The sequence below is a fragment of the Achromobacter sp. KK8 genome (assembly GCF_054188005.1).
In genome coordinates this window covers 5,895,858-5,917,109 of sequence record NZ_CM135178.1, presented here as the reverse complement: position 1 = coordinate 5,917,109, position 21,252 = coordinate 5,895,858, and the positions used below count along the sequence as shown (strand labels likewise).

Below are 21,252 nucleotides of genomic sequence, written 5' to 3'. Positions count from 1 at the left end.
GTCATTCGTCTCGATGCAGGAAGTAGAGGGTGGATAGCGGCGGCAGCGTCAGCAGCAGCGACTGGGCATGGCCATGCGCCGGTTCGGCGCGCGCCTGCGCCCGGCCAAGATTGCCGGCGCCGGTGCCGCCGTAGCTGCCGGCGTCGGTGTTCAGGATCTCGTCCCAGCGGCCGCCCAGCGGCACGCCGACGCGGTAGGCGGCGCGCGCCACCGGCGTGAAGTTGCTGACCGCCAGCACCTGCGCGGCGCCGTCCGTGCGCAGAAAGGCGACCACGCTGTTATCGGCGTCGTCCAGGACGACCCAGGCAAAGCCGGCTGGATCGGCGTCACGGGCATGCAGCGCGGGCAGGGCGCGGTACAGGCGATTGAGGTCGCCGACCAGTCGTTGCATGCCCTTGCGGGCCGGATCGTCCAGCAGGTTCCAGTCGAGCGGAGCGTCATGGTTCCATTCGGCGGCCTGCGCGATCTCGCCGCCCATGAACAGCAGTTTCTTGCCGGGGTGGGCCCACATGTAGCCCAGGTAGGCGCGCAAATTGGCGAAGCGGGCGGTGACGTCGCCGGGCATCTTGTTCAGCAGCGATCCCTTGCCGTGCACCACTTCATCGTGCGAGAGCGGCAGGACGTAGCGCTCGGCATAGGCATAGACCATGCTGAAGGTCAGCTCGCCGTGGTGGTACTTGCGGTGCACCGGGTCTTCGGCGAGGTAGCGCAGCGTGTCGTGCATCCAGCCCATGTTCCACTTGTAGTGGAAGCCCAGGCCGCCGTCCGCCACCGGCGCGGTGACCCCGGGCCAGGCGGTGGATTCCTCGGCGATCATCATGGCGTCGGGCACCTCGTCGCGCACGGCCAGGTTGAGGCCGCGCAGGAAGTCGACGGCCTCCAGGTTCTCGCGGCCGCCGTGGCGGTTCGGAATCCATTCGCCGGGACGGCGGCTGTAGTCGCGGTACAGCATCGACGCCACCGCGTCCACCCGCAGGCCGTCGACGTGGAACCGCCGCAGCCAGTGCAGCGCGCTGGCGATCATGAAGGCACGGACTTCGGTCCGGCCCAGGTTGTAGACCAATGTGTGCCAGTCGGGGTGGTAGCCTTCGCGCGGGTCGTCGTACTCGTAGAGCGCGGTGCCGTCAAAACGGGCCAGCCCATGCGCGTCATCGGGGAAGTGGGCCGGCACCCAGTCCAGGATCACGCCGATGCCGGCCGCGTGGCAGCGGTCGACGAAGTGCGCGAACGCCGCCGGCGGGCCGAAGCGCGCGCTGGGCGCGAACAGCCCCAGCGGCTGATAGCCCCATGATCCGCCGAACGGGTGTTCCATGATGGGCATCAGCTCAATGTGCGAAAAACCCATCGAGGCGGCATAGGCGGGCAGCTTGTCGGCCAGTTGCCGCCACGGGCAGCCGCCGTCCGGCGCCAGCCAGGAGCCCGCGTGGACTTCATAGATGGCGATGGGGGCGCCGGGCGCATGGCGTTCGCCGCGCGCCCGCATCCAGTCGTCGTCGGTCCAGGGATAGGGGGCGGCCGCATCCACGATCGAGGCGGTGGCCGGCGGCGGTTCGGCGCGGCGGGCGTGCGGATCGGCCTTGAAGCGGACCGCGCCGGTGGCGTCGGTGATTGCGAATTTGTAGCGCGCGCCGGCCGCGACGTCCGGCACGAACAGTTCCCATACGCCGGCCTCGTGGCGCAGGCGCATGCCGTGGCGCCGCGGATCCCAGCTGTTGAAGTCGCCCACCAGCGCCACGCGCCGCGCGTTCGGCGCCCAGACGGCGCAGCGCACCCCGTCCACGCCGTCGACGCTGGCGGGCCGCACGCCAAGCCACGCCAGCGCGGCCCGCCAGTCGCCGTCGCGCAGGCCTTGCAGCGCCTCGGTAGGCAGCAGCGGCCCGAACGCGTACGCGTCGGCGACGCGCTGGCGCGCGTCCGGCCATTCGATGTCCAGTTGGTAGGAATGCCCGGCGCTGGCCCGGGCCAGCCCGGCCGGACCGCTGAACAGGCCATCGCCCTCGTCCGCCAGCGGGAAGCGGGCGCCATCGGGGGCGACCACGGTCACCGAGCGCGCGCCGGGCAGCAGCGCGCGCACACCGCCGCCATGCGGCCCGAGCACGGCGAACGGGTCGTCATGGGCGCCGGCCAGCAGCGCGGCGCGCTGCGCCGCGTCCAGGGCGGCCGGCGCGGGATGCGGGGAGGCGGCGCTGGCGCGCGGGTCGTGGTTGCGGCGGCTCATGGCGTCGGGTCCTCGGCGTCGATCGCCGCGTTCTGCACCAGCGCATGCGCCAGGCCGGACAGCGCGCACAGCGGAATGGAGATCCAGTCGGGGCGGTGGCCGGCCTCGTAGCCGATCTCGTAGGCGGCCTTTTCCAGTTGGGCCAGTTGCAGCAGGGTGCGCCAGGCCGGCGACGGCGCGGTTCCGGCTTCCTCGTAGCCCTGCAGGAAGGCCTCGGTGGCGCGGGCGCGAAAGCGCGCCAGCAACGCATCGCGCAGCTGCGCCGGCGAATTCGCGGTGGCGGCGTTTTCCATCGGCGCCGCGTTGGCGTCGGTGGGGGCGCCGCCCAGCGGATCGTGGCGCGCCACGGCGGCGGCCGCGTAGTCGAACGACCGCAGCATGCCGGCCACGTCCTTGGCGGGCGAGGCCAGTTGCCGGCGCAGGGACAGCGGCTGGTCGGGTTCGCCCTCGAAGTCGATCAGGTAGGCATCGGTCTGCGCCACCAGCACCTGGCCCAGATGCAGATCGCCATGGACGCGGATCAGCGGGCTGCCGGCGAGGGCTTGCGCCATGCGCTCGATCCGCGCCACCAGGCGGCCGTGGTGGTCGAACAGCCATTGGGCGCAGGCCCGCGAAGGTTCCTCCAGGCTGTCGACACAGGCGCGCAGCGCCTGGGCGGCTTGATCGAGCTGGCCCACGACGCGCGCGGCGAGGGCATCGGCCTCTTCCTGCGACGCGATGGCCGGGGCGAACGCCGGATCGTCGCTGGGCCGCGCCAGCACCTGGTGCAATTGCGCCAGGCGCCGGCCGATGGTGGCGGCCTGGGTGGCATAGCCTTCCAGGCTGGCTTCGAATTCCTCGGGGCTGTCGCCGCCCAGCAGCGCCGTGGCGAGCGTGCGCTTCAGGTAGTCCAGCGTCCAGTTCCAGGCGTCGCCTTCGTTGGCGATGTAGGCGTACAGCACCGCCAGCGTGCAGGGCACGCCCTCGCCGTCCACGCGTTGTATTTCGCCCAGCAGCGCGGGGATGTTGGCATAGCCCGCGCGGGTCAGGTGACGGCTCATCTCGACTTCCGCCGACAGCCCCGGCGGGGCATTGCGCAGCAGTTTCAGGATGGCCTTGCCGCCGATCACCACCGAACTGTTGGACTGCTCGCCGCTGATCCATTGCAGCGCCGGTTCGGCGTCCAGCGCCAGTTCCGTCATGCCGGGTTCGGGCAGGCTGCGGATCACGCCGGGCCGCTCGCCCGGCTTGCCGCCTTGCCGGCCATCCCATTCGCGGCCGTGGCGCAGGGCGTCGACCACCCCCAGCACGAAGCCGGGCTGCAGGAAGGCATCGGCCAGGATGCCGACTTCAGGGCCGCGCCGCACGCGCGCGATCGGGTACTGCACTTGCGCGGCCTCGTCCCAGACCAGCGCGAACGGGATCTGCACCCGCCGCGCGACCGCGGCGTCGGCGGGCTCGGCTTCGGCCCAGTAGTATTCGGTAGTGCCGGCGCCGGAGGATTCGGCCCGGCCGGCGCCGAAGGGCGTGGCGTAGGCCAGCGACGCCCGGGCGGGCGGCGTGGCGCCGGGGAACCAGCGCTGGCGCGCCAGGTATTCTGGCAGCACTTCGGTTTCCAGGGTCTGGCGCGAGCCATCCGTGAGGACGGCGTTGGCATGGCCGCGCAACACCAGCGTGACCAGCTCCGGCATGCGTTCCGGCGCGCTCGCGTGCCAGCCGGGCGGCGCCGCCTCGGCGCTCAGGTCCATCCAGTAAAAGCCGTAGGGCGGCAGCGTCAGCAGGTAGGGCAGCTCGCCGATCGCGGGAAACGGCGTGCCGCCCAGCATCTCCACCGGCACGCGGCCGTCGAAGGCCTGCAGCGGCAGTTCGACCGGCTGGGCGGCGTTGGACAGGTTGGCCACGCACAGGATGGTGGTGTCGCGCCATTGCCGCAGGTAGGCCAGGATCTTGCGGTTGCCGGCCTGGATGAAGCGCAGCGTGCCGCGGCCGAAGGCGTGGGTCTGGCGGCGCTGCGCCAGCATGCGGCGGGTCCAGTTCAGCAGCGAGTGCGGGTCGCGCTGCTGGGCCTCGACGTTGACGGCCTCATAGCCATACAGCGGCCCCATCAGCACCGGCAGCGGCAGCCGTTCGGGGTCGGCGCGCGAGAAGCCGCCGTTGCGGTCGGGCGACCATTGCATCGGCGTGCGCACGCCGTCGCGGTCCCCCAGGTGCACGTTGTCGCCCATGCCCAGTTCGTCGCCGTAATACAGCACCGGCGTGCCGGGCATCGACAAGAGCAGGCTGTTCATCAGTTCGACCCGGCGCCGGTCGCGTTCCAGCAGCGGCGCCAGGCGGCGGCGGATGCCCAGGTTGATGCGGGCGCGCGGATCGGCCGCGTAGACGCTCCAGAGGTAGTCGCGTTCGCGGCTGGTGACCATCTCCAGCGTCAGTTCGTCGTGGTTGCGCAGGAAGATGGCCCACTGGCAGGTGGCGGGGATGTCGGGCGTCTGGCGGATGATGTCGGTGATGGGAAAGCGGTCTTCCTGCGCAATCGCCATGTACATGCGCGGCATCAGCGGGAAGTGGAACGACATGTGGCATTCGTCGCCATTGCCGAAGTATTCCTGCGCGTCCTCGGGCCACTGGTTGGCCTCGGCCAGCAACAGGCGCCCGGGATATTCGCTATCGATCACGGCGCGAATGCGCTTGAGCACCTGGTGGGTCTCGGGTAGGTTCTCGTTGTTGGTGCCCTCGCGCTCGACCAGGTAGGGCACGGCGTCCAGCCGCAGCCCGTCCACGCCCATGTCCAGCCAGTGGCGCATCACCGCCAGCACTTCCTTGAGCACCTGCGGATTGTCGTAGTTCAGGTCGGGCTGGTGCGAGTAGAAGCGGTGCCAGAAGTAGGCGTTGGCCACCGGGTCCCAGGTCCAGTTGGACTTCTCGGTGTCGCAGAAGATCACGCGGGTGCCGGCATAGGCTTTGTCGTTGTCCGACCAAACGTAGAAATTGCGCGCCGCCGAGCCGGGCCGCGAGGTGCGCGCCCGCTGGAACCACGGATGCTGGTCGGAGGTATGGTTGACCACCAGCTCGGTGATGACGCGCAGGCCGCGCGCGTGGGCCGCGCGGATCAGCTTGCGCACGTCGGCGACGGTGCCGTAGTCCGGGTGCACGCCGCGGTAGTCGGCGATGTCGTAGCCGTCGTCGCGCCGCGGCGAAGGGTAGAAGGGCAGCAGCCAGATCGTATCGACGCCCAGGTTGGCGATGTAGTCGAGCTTGGAAATCAGCCCGGGCAGGTCGCCCACGCCGTCGTCGTTGGAATCGAAGAACGACTTCACATGCAGTTGGTAGACCACCGCGTCCTTGTACCAAAGGCCGTCGTCCTGGGGGTGGGGTTGGCTGATCATGGGCATGGGCTCCCTGGCGGCGTCAGCCATGACGCGACAGCCGCCAGATGCGATAGGGTTGGTCGGGGGACAACGCCACCTCGCGCTCGCCGCGCCAGGTTTCGCGCTGGCCGGCCAGCAGGTCTTCGGCCACCAGGCCGTCCGGCCAGGGCGGCGCGAACAGCGCGTAGGGCGGCTCGACCCGGGCCGTCTGGGGATGGAACGGATCCAGGCTGATGGCCGCCAGCACCACGTTGCCGTTGCCCGGCGTGGCCTTGGCGAAGGCGATGACGCGGTCGTTGCCGCTTGCCGCCAGCGTCAGGCCGCGGTGGCTCTGCAGGGCGGGGTTGGCCTGGCGCAACTGGTTCAGGCGGGCGATGTCGGCGCGGATGTTGCCGGGCTGGCGCCAGTCGCGCTGGCGCAGCTCGTATTTTTCCGAATCCAGGTATTCCTCCTTGCCGGGCACCGGCGCGGCCTCGCACAGTTCGAAGCCGCTGTAGACGCCCCACAGGCCCGAGCCCAGCGCCGCCAAGGCCGCGCGGATCAGGAAGCCGGGACGGCCGCTGGTCTGCAGAAAGACCGGATTGATGTCCGGCGTGTTGACGAAGAAGTGCGGCCGGAAAAAATCCGCGGCTGGCGCATGCGAGATCTCTTGCAGGTAGGCTTCGAGCTCGGCCTTGTCGTTGCGCCAGGTGAAGTAGGTGTACGACTGCGTGAATCCCACCTTGGCCAGCCGGTACATCATCTTGGGCCGGGTGAAGGCTTCGGACAGGAACAGCACGTCCGGATGGCGCGCATGGACTTCGGCGATCAGCCACTGCCAGAAGGGCAAGGGCTTGGTATGCGGGTTGTCGACGCGGAAGATGCGCACGCCGTGTCCCACCCAGAACAGCACGATGTCGCGCAGCGCGCGCCACAGCCCGAGCTTGCGGGCGCGCTTGGGCGCGGGGCCGTAGAACGCCACGTTGACGATGTCCTGGTACTTCTTCGGCGGATTCTCGGCATAGCGCAGCGATCCGTCGGGCCGCCACGAGAACCAGTCGGGATGCTGGCTCAGCCAGGGATGGTCGGGCGAGCACTGGATGGCGAAGTCCAGGGCCATTTCAAGGCCATGCCGCTCCGCCTCCCTGACCAGCCGCAGGAAGTCCGCCAGGGTGCCCAGGCGCGGTTCGATGGCGTCGTGGCCGCCGGCCGGCGAGCCGATGGCGTAAGGGCTGCCGACGTCGTCCGGTCCGGCGCTCAGGCTATTGTTGCGCCCTTTGCGGTTGGCCTGGCCGATGGGATGGATCGGCGGCAGGTAGAGCACGTCGAAGCCCATTTCGCGGATGTCGGGCAGGCGCGCGATGACGTCATCGAACGTGCCATGCCGGCCGGGCTCGGCCGCCTGCGAACGGGGAAACAGCTCATACCAGGCGGCGTGCACGGCCTGCGGCCGGTCGACCCAGACCGGGTAGATGGCGGACAGCGACTCGAACGGGCGGCTGTCCAGCGTCCGCATGGCCTGGGCCAGGGCGGGGCTGAGCAGCATCTCGATCTGGTCCGCATCGGGTTCGGCCTGGGCATCGCGCGCCGCGCAAAGCTTGAGCGCGCGCTTGATGAGGCCGGCGCCTGCGCCGGGCGGGGCGTCCTGCCCGCCGCGCTGGTCGGCCTCGCGCAGCAATTGCAGGCCTTCCTCGCGCTCCAGCCGCAGGCTGGCGCCGGCGGCATGCTTGACCTCCAGCTCGTGCCGGTAGCTTTCCCAGGCGTCGTACCAGGCCGCGACCTGGAAGGCGTGGGGCCCGATCCGCCCTGGCCGGAAGGCGGCTTCCCAGCGGTCGTTGGTGGCCAGGGACATCGGCACGCTGTGCCAGGCGGGTTCGTCGTCGGCGCGCCAGCGCAGCTCGGCCGCCAGCCGGTCATGACCGTCCATGAAGATGTCGGCCTGCACCCGGACCAGTTCGTGCACGCGGCATTTGACGGCATGCGCGCCGGCGTCGACCGCGGGCGCGACCTGTTCGATGGCCACGCGCGCTTGCGCGCCGGCGTCATTGCGCAGCATGGCCGCGTTGCGCGGCGCGGCGCATACGGGCAGCGCCGCCGACACGTCGTAGCGGGCGCAGGCCGCGGGCGCCAGCGTGTCATCGGCCGGGGCGTCGTCGCGGGGCTTGATCGCGCCCGCCGGCAGCAGGCCGCCGGCCAGGTCCCAGTCGACGCGCGCGGCGCCCGTGTCGTCGGGATTGAGCGCCAGCAGCGCGGCGCCCTGGTCGCCGGTCGCGCGCAGCAGCAAGGTGGCGCCGCCGTCGCGGCCGACGACGATGCGCGGCGGGCCGGCGACATGCGCCTCGCGCAGCCAGGAGTTGACGCGGGCGGCGCCGGCCGCGCGGTCGAGGTCTCCGGCGAGCCAGCCGGCGGCGCAGAACGCCGCCGCCCAGCCCCGGCGGGTGTCGACGGCGGGGCGCTCGGACGTGTCCTCGTCCGGCTCCGGTTCGTCTCCCTCCAGGGCGCGGGTGGGGGCGATCACGGGCGCCACCGCATGCAGGCGCTCCAGTTCCTCGGCCAGCCACGGCGCGCGGTAGTCCCACCACGGCAGCGAGCAGAAGACCGCGTCGAAACCCGCGCCGCGCAGGCGTTCCAGCGCCGCGGGCGGCAGGCCCGGGGTCCATGCCAGGCAGCGCAGGTCGCCATTGAGCTGGCGCGACGGTTCGAACAATGCCCGCCAGGCGGGCGCATCGAGCATGGGCGGCGGCTGTACCACGTAGCCGGCCACGCCGCTGCGCGTCCAGCGCAGCAGCCGCGCCGCCCAGGCCTCGATGAAACCCGCGGGCGGGCCGTCGCGCAGCTGCCGCACGTCGTGCTCGCGCCAGGGCAGGCGCGGATCGCGCGCCGGGTCATCGACCGGGTCCTGGTACCAGGCGGCGGGGGCGGTGGCGCCATGGGCCTGGCGGGCCACCCGTTGCAACTCGAGCCGCAGCAGCAGCGCCAAGCCATGGTCCGCGGCGCTGCGGGCATCGCGCGCCAGCCGCGCCGGCAGCGGTTCGGTGCGCCCGTCCGGCGCCGCCGCCAGGTCGGCATCGACCGGGGCCAGCGAGCGCGCGCCGGGCGGGCAGAGCCAGGGAACCGGCACCAGCACCGCCGTGAAACCCTCGTGGCGCAAGCCGGCCAGCAGGGGCTCACGCGCCGCGGCCTCGGCCGGCAGGCCGGCGCGCGCGTAGTAGATGCGCGGCATGTGCGGGTTGCCGGACGAGGAGGAGGGGGCTGCCATGCGCGGCTCCTACAGCGGCGCGGGGGCGCCGAGCGTCGACGCCTGGCGCACGCGCCGCAGTCGCGGCGCGGCGATCGCCGGCAGCGGTTGCGCGCCGCCGGCCAGCGGGGCGGGCGCGTCGCCCGTGAGCGAGCGGAACAGCGCCAGGTACCCCGCCACGGCGGGGCGCCAGCTGAAATCCGCGGTCATGGCGTTGCGCTGCATGGCGCGCCACAAGGTGGCGTGTTGATGCAGATGGAGCGCGCGCGAAATCGCCGCCGCCATGTCCTCGGGCGCGCTGCCGTCGAACAGCACGCCGGTGGCGCCGGCCATGGCGGTCAGCGGTTGCTGCGGTCCCGGGTCCTTGATCGTGTCGGCCATGCCGCCGACCCGCGAGCCGATCGGCAAGGTGCCATACCGCATGGCGTAAAGGGGGGTCAGGCCGAAGGGTTCGAAGCGGCTGCCGTGCAGCAGGATGTCGCCGGCCGCCTGCAGCCGGTGGGCGCCGGCTTCCTCGTAACCAATGCGCACCGCGCAGCGCCCGGGATAGCGCTGGCTCAGGTCCCGCAGCGCGGCTTCGAGGTGGCGTTCCCCCTGGCCCAGCACCGCGACCTGCAGCGCCGGATGGGCTTCCAGCGCCCGCGGCAGCGCCAGCGCCGCCACGTCGGCCATTTTCTGTCCCGTCAACCGGCTGCACATGATCAGCAGCGTGGCCTGCGGGTCTTCGCGCAGGCCGTATTCGCGCTGGGCGGCGGCTTTGCACAGGCGCTTGTTGGCCAGGTCGTCGGGGTGGTAGCGCAGCGGTCCCAGGTGCGGATCGCGCGCCGGGTTCCACAGCTGCGTGTCGATGCCGTTGGCGATCGCGCACAGGTCGGCCGCGCGCTCGCGCAGCACGCCGTCCAGTCCGCAGCCGAATTCGGGGGTCAGGATCTCGCGGGCGTAGCGATGGCTGACGGTGGTGACGCGGTCGGCATAGCGGATTCCCGCCTTCATGAAATTCAGGCGGCCCCAGGCCTGGGCGCCGTCTTCGCCCAGGAATGGCGCGGGAACTCCCAGCAGGGGCGCATCCTCGAGCGCCGCCGGCCCCTGGAAGGCGAGGTTGTGGATGGTCAGGACGCTTTTCACGTCCGTGACCCCCGTGGCGCGCAGCAATAGCGGCGTCAACGCCGCATGCCAGTCATGCGCGTGCACCAGTTCGGGGCGCGGCAGGCCGGGCAGGCCCTGGGCGATGCGCACCGCGGCATGGGCCAGGGCCGCGTAGCGCAGCGCGTTGTCGGCATATTCCTGGCCGTTGTCGTCAAGGTACAGGCCGGCGCGGTCGTACAGCGCGTCGTTTTCCAGCAGCAGGAACGACAGGCCCGACTGCGGGCAGACCCCCCCCAGCAGGCGCGCGTCGCCGCCGGGCAGGCCCGCCAGGTCGGCCACCGGGCGCGCCGGCCGCAGGCGTTGCGCAACGCCGCGATAGGCGGGCAGCAATAGTGTCGGTTGCATGTGCGCCTGGGCCAGCGCGCGCGCCATGCCGGTGATGGCGTCGCCCAGGCCCCCGGTCTTTGCCAGGGGGAACGCTTCTGCCGCCACGATGAGAATTCTTGTTGTCGCCATGCTTGCTCCGGAGTCGGCGGAGGGCCTCGGGAACCGGGGCCATGTCCGCAAGACTCGTCCCTACGCAAGTGGCATGCCCGGCACCGCGCCGGCGAGAGCGCGCCATGGCCGTGGCCCTTGGCGCCGCCGCAGCCGGTCGTTGCCGGTCGGCGCCAACCCCTTGCGTTACGCCTTTTGTGCCCCTTTTTGTAATCATTGGCCCGACACCGGCTGGGGGTGGCGCCTGCGCCAGCCCAGGCGGATCTCGACGGCGGCAAAGGCCAGCAGGGCCAGGCACAGGGGCGCCAGCGCGTACAGCGCGCGATAGCCGAGCGCCGCGCCCAGCACCTCGGCCGCCGGCAGCCGCGGGGACAGGGCCGCCACGAAGATCGCTTCGGTGGTGCCCAGGCCGCCCGGCACCCGGGTCACCACCGCCGCGAAGCTGGTGCACAGCAGGATGCCCAGCACCATCGGATAGGCGACTTTGCCCTGCAGCAGCACATACATGATGGCGCCCATCAGCATCCACGACAGCCCCGCCGTCACGCTTTGCAGCGCAGCCATGCGTCCCCGCGGCAGCGTCACCCGCATTCCCATCCACGTGGCCGCGCGCCGCGTGGCGCGCGCGCAGACCCACGCATAGGCAATGGCCATCGCCAGCAGCCCCACCCCCAGCAGCCGCAGCATGCCGCCGCCGATTTCCCAGCCCGCCGGCACCACGATCGCGCCGCTGGCGAACAACACGCCGGCCACCCATCCATAGCCGACCCAGTTCGACACCGCCGAGAACAACGCCACCCGCGTGGCGACGGACTTGCGGCAGCCGAGCCGGGCATACAGGCGCAGCCGCGCGCCCAGGCCGCCTACCAGCACGCCCAGGTTCAGGTTCAGCGCATAGCTCAGCATCGCCACGCCCAGCACTTTGGGCCAGGCCAGGGAATGGCCGGTGTAGCGCCGGCCCAGCAGGTCCATGGCCGCGTACGCCAGGTAGGCCGGCGCCACCAGGGCGGCGGCCAGCAGGACCGTATCGCGCGGGATCCGTCGCACGGCCTGCCAGACCTGCGGCCAGTCGACCGAGCTGCCGAAATACACCAGCAGGGCCGCCGCCACTGCCAGCACCACCCAGGGCAGCACCTTCTTGATGCGCGGCCAGCGATGCCGGGCCGCGCGCATCAGGCGGGAACGGTACAGGCTCATAACGCCTCGCCTTCGCGCTGGCCGGACTCGTCGAGCGTGCGCAAGCGCGGTTTGTGCGCCGGCAGCGCGCCGGCCCAGGCGGGAAAGCGGCGCAGGAAATGGAACACCACCACGCCCACCCAGAAGCGGCGCAGGCGCCGGCGCGAGCCCGGCCGCATCCGCACCGGCCGGCAGTCTTCGGCGATGAGCCGTTCCAGGCTGGCGCGCAGGCTGGCATTGAGCGCGGCGTCGCGGGCCACCACGTTGGCCTCCAGGTTCAACGCCAGGCTGAGCGGGTCCAGGTTGCTGGATCCCACGGTGGACCAGTCCTCGTCGACGCAGGCGACCTTGGCGTGCAGGGGCCGCTTGCAGTATTCGAAGATCTCGACGCCGGCATCGATCAGATAGTCGTACAGCATGCTGGCCGCCAGCTGCGCCACCAGCATGTCGGGTTCGCCTTGCAGCAGCAGGCGCACCCGCACGCCGCGGCGGGCGGTGCTGGCCAGATCGTGCAGCAGGCGGTAGCCGGGGAAGAAATAGGCGTTGGCGATCAGCACGTCCTGGCGCGCCGCGCGCAGGCCGGCGCGGTAGTAGCGTTCGATATCGGTGGGGTGGCCCTGGTTGTCGCGCACCACCAGGCGGCCGCCGCCATCGCCCGCCGGCATGGGCTCGAGCGGGCCGCGACGCCGGCGACGCGGTCGATTGGCGCCCAGCGCGGCGCGCGCATAGTCCGCGATGTCGGCGGCCAGCGGGCCTTCCACCCGCACCGCGTAATCCTGTTTGGCTTCGGGACCGTAGTCCGGCAGGTGGTCGGCCGAAAAATTGATGCCGCCGACGAATGCGCAGGTTCCGTCCACCGCCACGATCTTGCGATGCATGCGCCGGAACAGGTTGGTCCGCACCCCCAATAGCCGCGGGCGCGGGTCGAACAGATGCACGCGGACGCCCGCGCCGGTCAGAGCCGCCAGGAATTCCTCGGACAATTCATCCGAGCCGTAGCCGTCGGCCAGGATGTCGACGCTGACCCCGCGTCCGGCGGCGGCGATCAGGGTGCGCTGCAGGTCGCGGCCGACCGCGTCGTCGAACAGGATGAAGGTTTCGATCAGCACTTCGCGGGCAGCCGCGTCGACCGCGGCGCGCACCGCGGGAAAATAGGCTTCGCCGTTCTCCAGCAGCGTGTAGCGGTTGCCGCTGCGCCAGCCCAGGGGCGGGGGCGTCATAGCGAGATCTCCGCCGCGATCGGCACATGGTCGGACAGGCGCGACCAGACGCGCGAGGCCAGCGGCACGGGGCGCCAGCCGCGCACGTTGCGCACGTAGATGCGGTCCAGGCGCAGCAGCGGCCAGCGGGCCGGAAAGGTGCGGGCCGGCCGTCCCAGGCGCGACGTGAACACCTCCTGCACCCGGCAGTCGCGCAGCAGGTGGTCCGCCTTCAGGTGCCAGTCGTTGAAATCGCCCGCGATCAGCAAGGATGCGCCGGCCGGCACGTCGCGCGCCACCAGGCGGCACAGGCTGGCGATCTGCTGTTCGCGATGGCGCGCCAGCAGCCCCAGGTGCACGCAGATCGCATGGACGGCGCCGGCCTGCCCGGGGACCTCGAGTTCGCAATGCAGCAGGCCGCGGCTCTCGTGGCCGCCGACACTGACGTCGTGGTTCTCGAAGCGCGCGATCGGATAGCGCGACAGTACGGCATTGCCATGGTGGCCCGCGGGATACACGGCGTTGCGGCCGTAGGCGAAGTCGCGCCACAGCGTGTCGGCCAGGAATTCGTACTGCGATGCCGCCGCTCCGTGGTCGCCTGGATGGCGCGCGGCCATATCCTGGTGTTCGCCCACCACCTCCTGCAGGAAGACCAGGTCGGGCGCCGCCGAGCGCAGCGCTTCGCGCAGGTCGTACAGCATGTAGCGGCGGTTGAAGCTGGTGTAGCCCTTGTGGGTGTTGACGGTCAGCACCGTCAAGGTCATGGCGGACATGGCGTCTCCAGGCGCGGGAATCTTTGCGCCGGAGCAATTGCCGTGCCTGGCGCGGCGGCTCCTACAGTCCCAGGCCCAGCAGCATCAGGAAAGTGCCAAAAAGGACGAAGTGCGTCATACCTTCGATCGCATTGGTCTGGCCGTCGTTCAGATTGATGGCGGCCACCAGCAGGGTCGCCAGCATCATCACGGTCTGCAGCGGCGTCATGGCCATGTCGATGCGCTGGCCGGAGAGCAGCGCCATGGCTTCCATGGCCGGCACGGTCAGGATCACGGTGGACAGCGAGGCGCCCAGCGCGATGTTGACCACCGATTGCATGCGGTTGGCCAGCGCCGCGCGCAGGGCGGTCAGCATTTCCGGCGCGGCCGAGATGCCGGCCACGATCAGTGCCACCAGCCCGACAGGCACGTCGATGCCCGCCAGGCTGCGGTTCAGGGAGTGCGACATCAGCTCGGCCAGCGCGCCCACCGCGATGATGCCGGCGGCCATCACGGCAACCGACTGGCGCCGGCTCGGATAGCCGGACGCCGGCAGCGGGCGGCGGGTTTTCTTGTCGGGATAGCTGTAGCTGAAGAAATAACTGTGCGGGCCGGTCTGCATGCGCAGGAATACGCCGTAGAGCAACAGCATCGCCACGATGGTGAAGCCGCTGTAGGCGCGCCAGCCGGCTTGCGGGACGAACTCGGGGATGACCATCGATACCGTCACCGCGGTCAGGATCATCACGCTGTAGGTGCGGGCGGAATCGTCGTTGTAGGCCTGCTCGCCATGCTTGAAGCCGCCGAGCAGCGCGGCCACGCCCAGGATGCCGTTGATGTCCAGCATCACGGCCGAATAGATGCTGTCGCGCACCAGCGTCGGCGACGCGGCCCGGGACGAGACGATGGCCAGCACGATCACTTCCACCAGCACCGCCGACAACGTCAGGATCATGCTGCCGTAGGGATCGCCCAGCTTTTGGGCGATGCGTTCGGCGTGGCGCGCCACGCTCAGCGAAGCCGCCAGGATGGCCGTGACCAGCACTGCCGTCTCGAGCGCGCTGGCGAGCCGGCCGTGATCGCCCAGGCGGGGATCGACCGCATATCCCGCCACGGCCACCAGGCAGGCCAGCAGCAGGTATTTCTCGGACTGCAGAATGGATTTCATCGGAATCCGGCGGACCGCAATAGCGCCAGCCTAGCATGCCCGCACCCGTGGCGGCGGGCACGCAATTTGCTGAGCATGGTTTCCGTCCCGACCGAAAGGAGCACCATGGCAGCTACCCGCGTACCGAGGCGGCGGACCCCGCCGCCCCGACCCGCCGCGGCTCGCAACGCGGCCAAGGGCAATCCGGTGTCGCGCTTCTTCGACCATTTTGCCGCCCATGTGACCCGCTGGGCGGGATCGCCGGTGGCATTCGGGCTGGCGTTGATCGCGGTGATCCTGTGGGGAATCTCGGGCCCCGCGTTCGGTTATTCCGAGACCTGGCAACTGGTGATCAACACGGGCACGACCATCGTGACCTTCCTGATGGTGTTCCTGATCCAGCAGAGCCAGAACAAAGACAGCGAGGCGCTGCACCTGAAGCTGGACGAACTGCTGATCGCGCTCGAAGGGGCCGACGAAAGGCTGGTGGATGCCGAACGCCTGGACGAGGACAAACTGCTGGCGTTGGCGGCTGCCTGCACCGCGCGCGCCAGGACCCAGCGGCGCAAGCGCGCCCGCAGCCGGAGGCAGAGATGACAGACGAAAAACCGACGGTCCGCAAGGGGCAGTACACCGGGCAGCTCGAGCGTGAAACGTTCCGCGCCCGTTTCATGCGCCGCTTCTACGATCCGGCGTTCCAGGCCGAGCAGGCGGCGCTGGCGCGGCTCGAGGCGATCGCCTGGGACGCCTACGCGCAGGGCCGCAAGGCCCCGATCACCGTCAAGGCCGGCCCCGGCCACGCCGATCCCGACTATGACCTGTCGGTGGAGTGGAAGGAAACGCGAGACCGGCTGGCGCTCGCCGAGCGCGCGCAACAGGATCCGGCCACGCCTTCCCGCGTGCTGGTGGTCATCGGCGCGTCCCGCAACGACGGCACCTGTCCGGGCGAGGTGTCCAAGAGCTGGCGGCTGGCCCGCATCCTGCTGGAGGAACTGCGGGCCGCCGGCATGCGGACAGACACCCTGGACCTCAGCCGCCTGGTGTCGGAATACGAATACCGGATCCATCCCTGCAAGGGCTGCGTCTCCACGGCGATGCCGCTGTGCCACTGGCCCTGCAGCTGCTACCCCAATCATTCGCTGGGGCAGGACAACGACGCCATGGCCGCGATCTACGAACAATGGGTGGCGGCCCATGGGGTGATCCTGGTGGCGCCCTCCTATTGGTATCAATCGCCCAGTCCCCTGAAGCTGATGATCGACCGGCTGGTCTGCGCCGATGGCGGCAACCCCGACCCCACTCTCACGGGCGGCAAGGATCCGCTCAAGGCCAAGCAGGTCGAACTGGACGGCTGGCCCTACCCCAAGCATCTGGCCGGACGCGCCTATGGCCTGGTGGTGCACGGCGACGTGGCCGGCATCGAGGCGCAGCGGCGCGCGCTCAGCGACTGGCTGGACTGGATGGGGCTGATCGACGCCGGCGCGTCGTCGCGGCTGGACCGCTATATCGGCTACTACCGGCCCTATGCCACCAGCCACGAGGAACTGGATCGCGACCGCGCGGTGCAGCAGGAAGTGCGCAACGTGGCGCGGGCCGTGGCGAATTTCATACCGCGCCTGCGGCGCGGCGCGATGGCGGGGCTGGAACGGGGCATTCGCGATCCGCGCCCGAAATGAACGGATTGCGGCGGCGCGCCGAGGGGGCGTCGCGGTTTCACGCCTGGGAGAAAGATCATGAGTCCTGACTGGTCGGAGATGTTCACCTTCTCGATATCGCCGCTCGAAATCATCATCCGCGGCTCCATCGTCTACTGGTTCATCTTCGTGCTGTTGCGCGTGGCCGGCCGCCGCGATATCGGCTCGTTCGGCGTGGCCGACATGCTGGTGCTGGTGCTGATCGCCGACGCCGCGCAGAACGCGATGGCCGGGGAATACAAGTCCATCGTCGACGGCCTGGTGCTGGTGTCGACGATCGTCGGTTGGACCGTCATCGTCGACCGGGCGGGCTATTTCTTCAAGCCGGTCGGCCGCCTGCTGGCGGCCGACAAGGTCTGCCTGATCCATGACGGCGTCATTGCGCGCCGCAACCTGCGGCGCGAGTACATCACCGAAGCGGAGCTGCTGAGCGAACTGCGCCTGAAAGGCGTGACGGATGTCAGCGAAGTGCGGCGCGCCTACATGGAGGCCGACGGCAACATCAGCGTGCTCAAGAAGAAAGCGGATTGAAGCCGCCGCAACCGCGGGCCGGGCTGGCTCGCGGCGCCGGGCCGCGCCCGGCGGAATGCGCGGGGGAGGCACGGCGGTTGCTGAGTAGCGCGGAGCGGGCGCCACCTGGCCCGCGCATCCACCGCACGCACTTCACCCCCCACAGGAGTCAGCAATGACGCAGAAGACCTTGCAGGATCTGTTCATCCACGAATTGTCCGATATCTACAGCGCTGAGAAGCAACTGACCCGCGCCCTGCCGAAGATGGCGCGCGCCGCCAGCGACGCCAAGCTGGCCGAGGCGTTCACGTCGCACCTGGAGGAGACGCGCGGCCAGGTCGAGCGCATCGACCGCATCGTCGATGCCTCCGGCCTGCGGCTCAAGCGCATCAAATGCGCGGCCATGGAGGGCCTGGTCGAGGAAGGCCGCGACGTGATCGAGGAGGTCGAAAAAGGCCCGGTGCTGGACGCCGCGCTGATCGCCGCGGCGCAGAAGGTCGAGCATTACGAAATCGCCAGCTACGGCACGTTGTGCACCTTCGCCAAGCAGCTGGGCCAGACCGAGGCGCTGACGCTGCTCAAGGAAACGTTGGCCGAGGAAAAGGCCGCCGACGAAAAGCTCAGCACGCTGGCGCTGGAGCAGGCCAACGCCAAGGCGGCGCGGGCCGGCAAGGCCGCCTAGGGCCTGTTCGCAACATACCGGGAGACCCGTCATGGCCACCACACCCGATCCCCGAGACGCCAACATACCTGGCCGCAACCGGCCGGGGCCGCCGGACCAGTCGCCGGCGGAGCTGCCCGATCCGCCGGCGCGCAAGCGCGAACCGGATCGGCACGGGCGCTGGCCGCCGGACGGCCTTCCCAATCCCATGCCGGGCGTCGACCCGCAGCAGACCCCGGGCATCGACCGTCTTGGCGATACGGGTCCCGAACAACAGATATGGGTGCGCAGCTGGCGCTCGCTCTAGGAACCCCCATGGACATGTATGTGCCATCCTCTTTTTCCCCGGCGATCCGCGGACGCCGTTTGCGCCTGCCCGCGGACGCCGCCCGTCCGCCCGCCGCTGGCCGACGGCCGCGCACGGCCCTGAATGGCTTTGCCACGGCGCTGCCGCCGGCCCTGGCCGAGCGCCTGGACCAGCGCCTGGCGCTGGCGCACCGCGAAGCCTGGGTGCAGCGGCTGTGGGCCCGCGATGCGACGCTGTGGACCGGCGCCGATGAAGACCGGTGGCTGGGCTGGCTGCGGCCGGGCGCGGGTCCGGCCCGGCCGGCGCGCCTGGCCGCCATCTGCCGCCGGCTGTGCGTGGCGGGCCACGCCGACGCGGTGTTGCTGGGCATGGGGGGCGCAACCCTCGGGGCCGAAGCGCTGGCCCACATCCTGGGCGTGGCCGCGGGCGGCTTGCGCCTGCACGTCCTGGATTCGACCGACGTGGCGCAGATCCTGGCCCTCGAAGCCCGCCTGGACCTGACCCGCACGCTCTTCGTCGTGGCCAGCAAGTCGGGCGCCACGCTGGAATCCGGCATGCTGGCCGCGTATTTCCAGCAGCGCGTGGCCGCGCTGCTGGGACGGCGCGAGGCCGGCCGCCGTTTCGTTGCCATCACCGACCCCGGCACGCCGCTGCAGGCGCGCGCGCTGCGCGACGGCTACGCCGCCGTGTTCGAGGGCGAGCCGACGGTGGGCGGCCGCTATTCGGTGCTGTCGCCGTTCGGGCTGGTGGCCGCGGCATTGCTCGGTCACGATCCCGCCGCGCTGCTGCGGGCCATGCAGCCCATGCTGCGGGCCTGCTCGGCGCAGGTGGCACTGCATCGCAATCCGGGGCTGGTGCTGGGCGCGCTGCTGGGCGAGGCCGCGCTGGCCGGCCATGACAAGGTCACGCTGTTGGCGGACCCGGGGCTGCGGCCGCTGGGATGCTGGCTCGAACAGTTGCTGGCCGAGTCCACCGGCAAGGACGGCAAGGGCCTGATCCCGGTCGCGGACGAGCCCCGTTGCCAGCCCGCGGCATACCGCCGCGACCGCCTTTTCGTGCACCTGGCCAGCGCGCAGGCGCCGGACGCCGAGCTGGCCGCGCACGCGAGTGAACTTGCGGCCGCCGGCCACCCGGTGCTGACCTGCACCAGCGGCGCGGGGTTGGCGATCGGACAGGAGTTCTTCCGCTGGCAGGTGGCCACCGCCGTCGCCGCGGCGGTCCTCGGGGTCAACCCTTTCGACCAGCCCGACGTCGAGGCGAGCAAGGCGCGCACCCGGGCGCTGGCAGGCGGCGGGGCCGTCGCCGCGCAGGCGGATGAACCGTTGCTCGTGGAGGGCGCGCTGGCCTTCCATGGCAAGACCGTCCCCGCCATCGCCACCGCCGCATCCGCGGCGGCATTGCTGGCGACGCACGCCGCGCCGGCCCGGGCGGGCGGGTACATGGCGCTGCTGGCCTACCTGCCGCGCGGACCGGCCTGCGAAAGGTGGCTGGCGTCCGCGCGCGACTGCATCGGACGCGGGACCGGTGCCGCCACGCTGGGTGGCTTCGGCCCCCGCTATCTGCATTCCTGCGGCCAGTTGCACAAGGGCGGCACGGCCTGCGGACGATTCCTGTTCATCACCGCGGACGCGCCGCGCGAACTGGCCGTGCCCGGCTATGCGGCCGGCTTCGGCGCAACCCAGGCCGCGCAGGCGCAGGGGGACATGGAGGAGCTGATGGCGCGCGGCCGCCCGTGCCTGCGCGTGCATATCCAGGGCGACCTCGACGCCGGGCTGGCGCAGCTGGACAAGCTGTTGCGCAGGGCATTGGCGCCGGCCACGCTGCCGCCGCCGCTTGCGCCCGACGCCGTCCAGGCAGAAGCGCGCGCCTGCCACGCGCAATCCCACACCGCGCCCATGCCGGGCGCGGCGACCGCTATCGGGGAAATTCCATGAAGACCGCACTGATCATCGCTGCCGCGATTGCCGTCAACACGCTGGCTGTCGGCCCGGCCCTGGCGCAGGCCGGGCAATCCAACGGCGGCGCGGCGCCGCCCGCCGCCACGCCCGACGCCAGCAAGCATAAGGGCGAACCACGGCCGCCGGCGCAAGCGCCATCGCGGCAAACCCAGCCCGGGGCCGGCGCCCGGCACGAGCCGCCGCAGGGCGAGCCCCGGCCGGCCAAGGAAGACCGGCCGGCCGAGCGGCTCGGCGGCGAAGGCGGTTCGGACAGCCGTGGCGCGCCGCGCAGCCAGGGCGGCACCGGGTCGACCGGCCAGGGCGGCATGCCCGGCTCGGGCGCGTCGGCCGGCTCGGGCGGCACGACCGATACCCGTTGATCAAGTCGGCCCCGCGTCGGCGTGACGCTCGTCGCCGCCGGGCGGGGGGCGCCGCGCCAGGTGCAGGATGCTCTCCGGCAGCGCCAGCGCGATGCCGGCGGCCTGCAGGTCGCGCATGACGCCCAGGTAGATGGCCTGTTGCAGGTCCATGTAGCGGTTGTAGTCGGCGCTCATCACGTAGTAGACCGCCTCGAATTCCAGCGCGCTCTCGGCCATCCGGGCCAGGTGCGCGCGATCGAAGCGGGTGTCGGGTTGCCGTTCGATCTGGGCGCGGATGATGCCGGGCACGGCCGCCACCTGGTCGACCGGGGTGTGATACGTCACCCGGATCGAAAAGACGATGCGCCGCTGCTGCATGCGTTTGTAGTTCTGGATCGTCTGCTTGAGCAGTTCGGTGTTCGAGCAGACGATCTGTTCGCCGCCCAGGCTGCGGATCCGCGTGGTCTTCAGGCCGACGTGTTCGATGCTGCCGGCCACCGTGCCGAAGACGATGAAGTCGCCCGCCTCGAATGGCTTGTCCAGGCCGATGGAAATCGACGCGAACAGATCGCTGAGGATGGTTTGGACCGCGAGGGCCACCGCCACGCCGCCGATGCCCAGGCTGGCGACCAGCGCGGTGATGTTGACGCCGACATTGTCGAGCATGGCCAGCAGCACGATCACCCAGACCAGCGCCCGCAACAGGAACGAGAGCAGGGTGGCGGTGATCGACCCGGCCCGTCCGCGCGCGGCCACCGCATGGGTCAGGCCGACCTCGATGCCGCGGTCGAGCCACAGCGCCAGTTGCAGCGCCACCAGGACGAACCACAGGTGGCCCGCGCCCGAACGCCCGGGGAAGGGCGCGCCGGTCAGGTCGGCGGCGACCAGCAGCGAGGCCAGCGCCAGGATCAGCCAGCTGGTCCGCCGCAGCACGCGCGCCGCCGCGCCGGCGGCGCCATGACCGGCCGGCTGGGCCCGCCGCTCCAGGCGCGACCGTGCCAGCCGCAACACCAGCGTCAGCGCCAGGAACAGCGCGACCCCCAGCGCCACGGCGGCGAGCCACAGGGCGATGGGATGGTCGGCGGGCGCGCCGGAAAACCAGGACGTCAGCATATCGTCTCCTTCATGCGTGAATGCCGGCGGGCAGCAA

The 21,252-nt window shown here is 71.0% G+C and carries 16 protein-coding genes; 7 read left to right on the top strand and 9 right to left on the bottom strand.

What is annotated here, in order from left to right:
- Position 1: 1 nt before the first annotated feature.
- The 8 genes from glgB to ACVN9Z_RS27105 all read right to left on the bottom strand — a co-directional run bounded on the left by glgB (position 2) and on the right by ACVN9Z_RS27105 (position 14,655).
- The gene (gene glgB, locus ACVN9Z_RS27140; RefSeq protein ID WP_458212859.1) at positions 2-2,218 is read right to left on the bottom strand and encodes a 1,4-alpha-glucan branching protein GlgB; all 2,217 of its coding nucleotides are present in this window, start codon (positions 2,216-2,218) and stop codon (positions 2-4) included.
- Positions 2,215-5,580 (bottom strand): maltose alpha-D-glucosyltransferase, encoded by a 3,366-nt coding sequence (treS, locus tag ACVN9Z_RS27135; protein ID WP_458212858.1) that lies wholly within the window; start codon positions 5,578-5,580, stop codon positions 2,215-2,217. Before treS ends, glgB begins: the two co-directional genes overlap by 4 nt.
- A gap of 22 nt (positions 5,581-5,602) precedes the next feature.
- Entirely contained in the window at positions 5,603-8,800 is a 3,198-nt protein-coding gene (locus tag ACVN9Z_RS27130; RefSeq protein WP_458212857.1) for a maltotransferase domain-containing protein, read from the bottom strand.
- Between the two features lie 9 nt (positions 8,801-8,809).
- Entirely contained in the window at positions 8,810-10,381 is a 1,572-nt protein-coding gene (glgA, locus tag ACVN9Z_RS27125) for a glycogen synthase GlgA (protein ID WP_458212856.1), read from the bottom strand.
- 192 nt (positions 10,382-10,573) lie between these two features.
- Entirely contained in the window at positions 10,574-11,557 is a 984-nt protein-coding gene (locus ACVN9Z_RS27120; RefSeq protein WP_006384476.1) for a lysylphosphatidylglycerol synthase domain-containing protein, read from the bottom strand.
- Positions 11,554-12,756, bottom strand: coding sequence for a cardiolipin synthase ClsB (clsB, locus tag ACVN9Z_RS27115; protein WP_024069736.1), 1,203 nt, complete (start codon positions 12,754-12,756; stop codon positions 11,554-11,556). Before clsB ends, ACVN9Z_RS27120 begins: the two co-directional genes overlap by 4 nt.
- Entirely contained in the window at positions 12,753-13,508 is a 756-nt protein-coding gene (locus tag ACVN9Z_RS27110) for an endonuclease/exonuclease/phosphatase family protein (protein WP_458212855.1), read from the bottom strand. Before ACVN9Z_RS27110 ends, clsB begins: the two co-directional genes overlap by 4 nt.
- A 61-nt stretch (positions 13,509-13,569) precedes the next feature.
- Entirely contained in the window at positions 13,570-14,655 is a 1,086-nt protein-coding gene (locus ACVN9Z_RS27105; RefSeq protein WP_006384479.1) for a calcium:cation antiporter, read from the bottom strand.
- Positions 14,656-14,760: 105 nt separating this feature from the next.
- On the opposite strand from ACVN9Z_RS27105, the gene ACVN9Z_RS27100 reads away from it, so the two are divergent.
- The 7 genes from ACVN9Z_RS27100 (at position 14,761) to ACVN9Z_RS27070 (ending at position 20,123) form a co-directional block, all read left to right on the top strand.
- On the top strand, positions 14,761-15,231 hold the full coding sequence (locus ACVN9Z_RS27100; RefSeq protein ID WP_024069735.1) for a low affinity iron permease family protein: 471 nt from the start codon (positions 14,761-14,763) through the stop codon (positions 15,229-15,231).
- Positions 15,228-16,310 carry a flavodoxin family protein gene (locus tag ACVN9Z_RS27095; protein ID WP_458212854.1) on the top strand — a complete coding sequence of 361 codons (1,083 nt, stop codon included), beginning with the start codon at positions 15,228-15,230 and terminating at the stop codon, positions 16,308-16,310. Before ACVN9Z_RS27100 ends, ACVN9Z_RS27095 begins: the two co-directional genes overlap by 4 nt.
- 57 nt (positions 16,311-16,367) lie before the next feature.
- Positions 16,368-16,859 carry a DUF421 domain-containing protein gene (locus ACVN9Z_RS27090; protein ID WP_006384482.1) on the top strand — a complete coding sequence of 164 codons (492 nt, stop codon included), beginning with the start codon at positions 16,368-16,370 and terminating at the stop codon, positions 16,857-16,859.
- A gap of 154 nt (positions 16,860-17,013) precedes the next feature.
- Positions 17,014-17,520, top strand: a complete 507-nt coding sequence (locus ACVN9Z_RS27085) for a YciE/YciF ferroxidase family protein (protein ID WP_006384483.1) — start codon at positions 17,014-17,016, stop codon at positions 17,518-17,520.
- 31 nt (positions 17,521-17,551) lie between these two features.
- A complete protein-coding gene (locus ACVN9Z_RS27080) occupies positions 17,552-17,806 on the top strand; it encodes a hypothetical protein (protein WP_006384484.1) in 255 nt (84 codons plus the stop codon).
- A gap of 59 nt (positions 17,807-17,865) precedes the next feature.
- On the top strand, positions 17,866-19,740 hold the full coding sequence (locus ACVN9Z_RS27075) for a hypothetical protein (protein ID WP_458212853.1): 1,875 nt from the start codon (positions 17,866-17,868) through the stop codon (positions 19,738-19,740).
- Positions 19,737-20,123 (top strand): hypothetical protein, encoded by a 387-nt coding sequence (locus tag ACVN9Z_RS27070; protein WP_020928721.1) that lies wholly within the window; start codon positions 19,737-19,739, stop codon positions 20,121-20,123. The genes ACVN9Z_RS27075 and ACVN9Z_RS27070 overlap by 4 nt, the downstream gene beginning before the upstream one ends.
- Here ACVN9Z_RS27070 and ACVN9Z_RS27065 read toward each other — a convergent pair whose 3' ends face one another.
- A complete protein-coding gene (locus ACVN9Z_RS27065) occupies positions 20,124-21,215 on the bottom strand; it encodes a mechanosensitive ion channel family protein (RefSeq protein WP_458212852.1) in 1,092 nt (363 codons plus the stop codon). It lies immediately after the preceding gene.
- Between the last annotated feature and the right edge of the window lie 37 nt (positions 21,216-21,252).